The sequence below is a fragment of the Mesorhizobium sp. WSM3859 genome, from assembly GCF_002295065.1.
Lineage (GTDB): Bacteria > Pseudomonadota > Alphaproteobacteria > Rhizobiales > Rhizobiaceae > Mesorhizobium.
This window is the reverse complement of record NZ_NSGG01000032.1, coordinates 1-2,416: the sequence shown is the minus strand read 5'-3', so window position 1 is coordinate 2,416 and position 2,416 is coordinate 1. Positions and strand designations below refer to the sequence as shown.

2 protein-coding genes and 2 pseudogenes are annotated in these 2,416 nt (G+C 61.8%); 2 read left to right on the top strand and 2 right to left on the bottom strand.

The features are described 5' to 3' along the window. Positions 1–158 precede the first annotated feature (158 nt). Positions 159–436 (top strand): annotated as a pseudogene (locus tag CK230_RS34070) (DapH/DapD/GlmU-related protein); the annotation flags it as partial. A 198-nt stretch (positions 437–634) separates the two neighbouring features. Next, positions 635–1,459, top strand: coding sequence for a methyltransferase (locus CK230_RS32195; protein WP_095820806.1), 825 nt, complete (start codon positions 635–637; stop codon positions 1,457–1,459). A 288-nt stretch (positions 1,460–1,747) separates the two neighbouring features. On the opposite strand, the gene CK230_RS32190 is transcribed toward CK230_RS32195, so the two are convergent. Next, positions 1,748–2,044 carry a hypothetical protein gene (locus tag CK230_RS32190; RefSeq protein WP_095820805.1) on the bottom strand — a complete coding sequence of 99 codons (297 nt, stop codon included), beginning with the start codon at positions 2,042–2,044 and terminating at the stop codon, positions 1,748–1,750. 49 nt (positions 2,045–2,093) lie between these two features. Further along, positions 2,094–2,416: pseudogene (locus CK230_RS33420) on the bottom strand (hypothetical protein); the annotation flags it as partial.

Below are 2,416 nucleotides of genomic sequence, written 5' to 3'. Positions count from 1 at the left end.
CCAGGCCTCCAGAAGGGCAACGAAGCGCGAGGCCTGGTTCTCCGCGATCTCGAAGACAAGAAGCGCGGCTGCAGCCGAGACTGCCGGCGCATAGAAGCGTCGCGGTGGAAGACGTCGGAATAGTCCTTGCCGGTTTCCACGAGGCAGTAAGCAATGCGCTCGGCCACCGGGTGATGTTCACCAACGATCGCCTTCCCCGAGCCACCAACCTGGACGGGAGCGCCCAGAGTGAAGCCGACTGGACGGTCGAGCCGACCCTGGTCAAGAAAGGCGCTTCCATCGGCTCCAACGTCACTATCACCCCGGGCGTGACCATCGGCGAGCGGGCACTGATCGGCGCCGGCGCCGTCGTCACCCGTGACATCCCGACTTCGCCATCGCTACCGGCGTGCCGGCCCGCGTGGTCGGAGACGCACGGACCGCAAAGGCAGGCTGACTCCCCCCTGATCGTTTGAGGTAGTTCCAGCCCTGCCCTCGCCTGGTTGGATGATCCTGGTTTGGTTTAGATGACCCAACGGCCATAGCGACGGCACGGCTTCGTGGCTTCAAACTAACAATTGAAGAGATCTAGATGACACAACATTGGACGGCTTAAACCAGATCATCGGGCCAGCGGGTTAGACTTTGATAGTAGATGGGGTTCAGCGTGTTGAAAAAGACCATTGAAGTTTTGCGGGGAATTCGCCGGCTGCCCGATCACGTCACCCATCTCGGCCGGCGCCTCGACCACCTGGAGCGCAACGTCATGGTGGCGCCACTGTCTCCGATCGACCGCCACATAGCGCTGCAGACCGCCTTCCGCTCGGACGCGCTCTACGATCTCACCTACGCCCACTGGCGTACCACCCGCATCGCCAAACTGATCGAACTCTATGGCCTGGATAACCTGCCCCGCCTGAAGATCTTGGAGCTCGGCGCCGGCCTCTGCGAAATCGGCGCCTTCCTGGCTGAGCTGGGTGCCGACGTGACCTGCCTTGAGGGACGACCAGAGCAGGTCAGCTTCGCCCGCCTCAAGCATCGCTCGGTGCCGCGCCTGCGCATCGAGCAGTGCGACCTGGAAGGCGAGTTCTCCCACTACGGCCGGTTCGATCTAATCCTGCACTTCGGCCTACTCTACCATATCGGCGAGGTCGACGAGCACATGGCCCGGTGTTTTGCCATGACCGACGACATGGTGCTTGAGACCGTCGTGTGCGACTCGACTGACCCGTACAAACTGGTCAAGGTGCCGGGCCGGGCCGAGGTGATCGAGGAATCCATCCACGGCTACGCCTGCCGGCCTTCGGCCGCCTATGTCGAGCGGCTTGCCGAGCAGGCAGGCTTCAGCGTCGAGCGCCACTTCAGCAAAGACCTAAATGCCTCCGATGGCCAGTTCGTCTACGACTGGGAGCCCAAGAACGATGGCGACCTTGGAGATTTCCGCAAGCGCCGCTTCTGGCGCTTCAAACGCAAGCCTTGACCCGCTGCTCTGACCGATCCCTCTATTTGCTACTCAGTTTTATGGCGCCAGCCCAATGGGACCGAGCAGATATCGGATGTCTAGCGGGGGAAGATCAAGCGGAGCGGAGTACGTCGCAATGATTTCCGGCCGGAGCGGATTCCTCCGCCAGTAAATGTGCGGGCGCATCATCCGCAACCAGGGCGGCGTCATCGGGGCGCTGGCTCGGATCGCCCACTCGACGCGAGATCGATCAAGATACGGCGCGGCGATGCCGACCGCCGCCAGTGATGCGTGTCGCTGTCTTGTTCAGTAGGTTTCCAATACGAGGTTTGGCCGCTGATCGAAGCGGCCGTGCAGGAGGTCACCAATGGCCGATTTCCCGATCCCGCTATCGTTGAGGCCGATGGAGCCGAGCCGGTCGACGCGCGCGCTCTTCGTCAGGGCCGAACCATTGGTCTTTGGCCAAGACCAGGCGAAGTCAATGACCCCACGACCAGCATGGCGGCGGAAAATACCGGTGCTTTCATCGGAAAAAGCCCTCTCTTTCCTATTGATAACACATGTGGATTCGGGGTCCTTGGCACTGCTTGCCGCCTGAACCACAACCCTTGGCCTGCTGCGAAAGCTCTTCGGCCTGGCAAGCTGAGCGGGCTCAGGCGGCGGCCGGCGTGGCTTTCTGCGTTGGCCGGTGGGCCCAGGCCATGATTGGTCGTTCAAAGTATCGCCAGGAGACGGTCGCCAGGCCGATGGTCAAGACAAGTTCGATGGGAGCCGAGATCCAATCCGGCGCTTCGAATACGATCCCGAATTTCCGGGCCGCTGCCTCGACGTTGTAGAAGTGCACGAATTCGTGGAAGATGTAGCAGCCGTAGCTTATGCGTCCCAGGTTGCGCAGGGGCCAGGCCTCCAGAAGGGCAACGAAGCGCGAGGCCTGGTTCTCCGCGATCTCGAAGACAAGAAGCGCGGCTGCAGCCG

What these genes read in the sequence shown, in the direction of transcription:
- CK230_RS32195 (WP_095820806.1), top strand. Translation starts at nt 635, where the DNA reads ATGGGGTTCAGCGTGTTGAAAAAGACCATTGAAGTTTTGCGGGGAATT.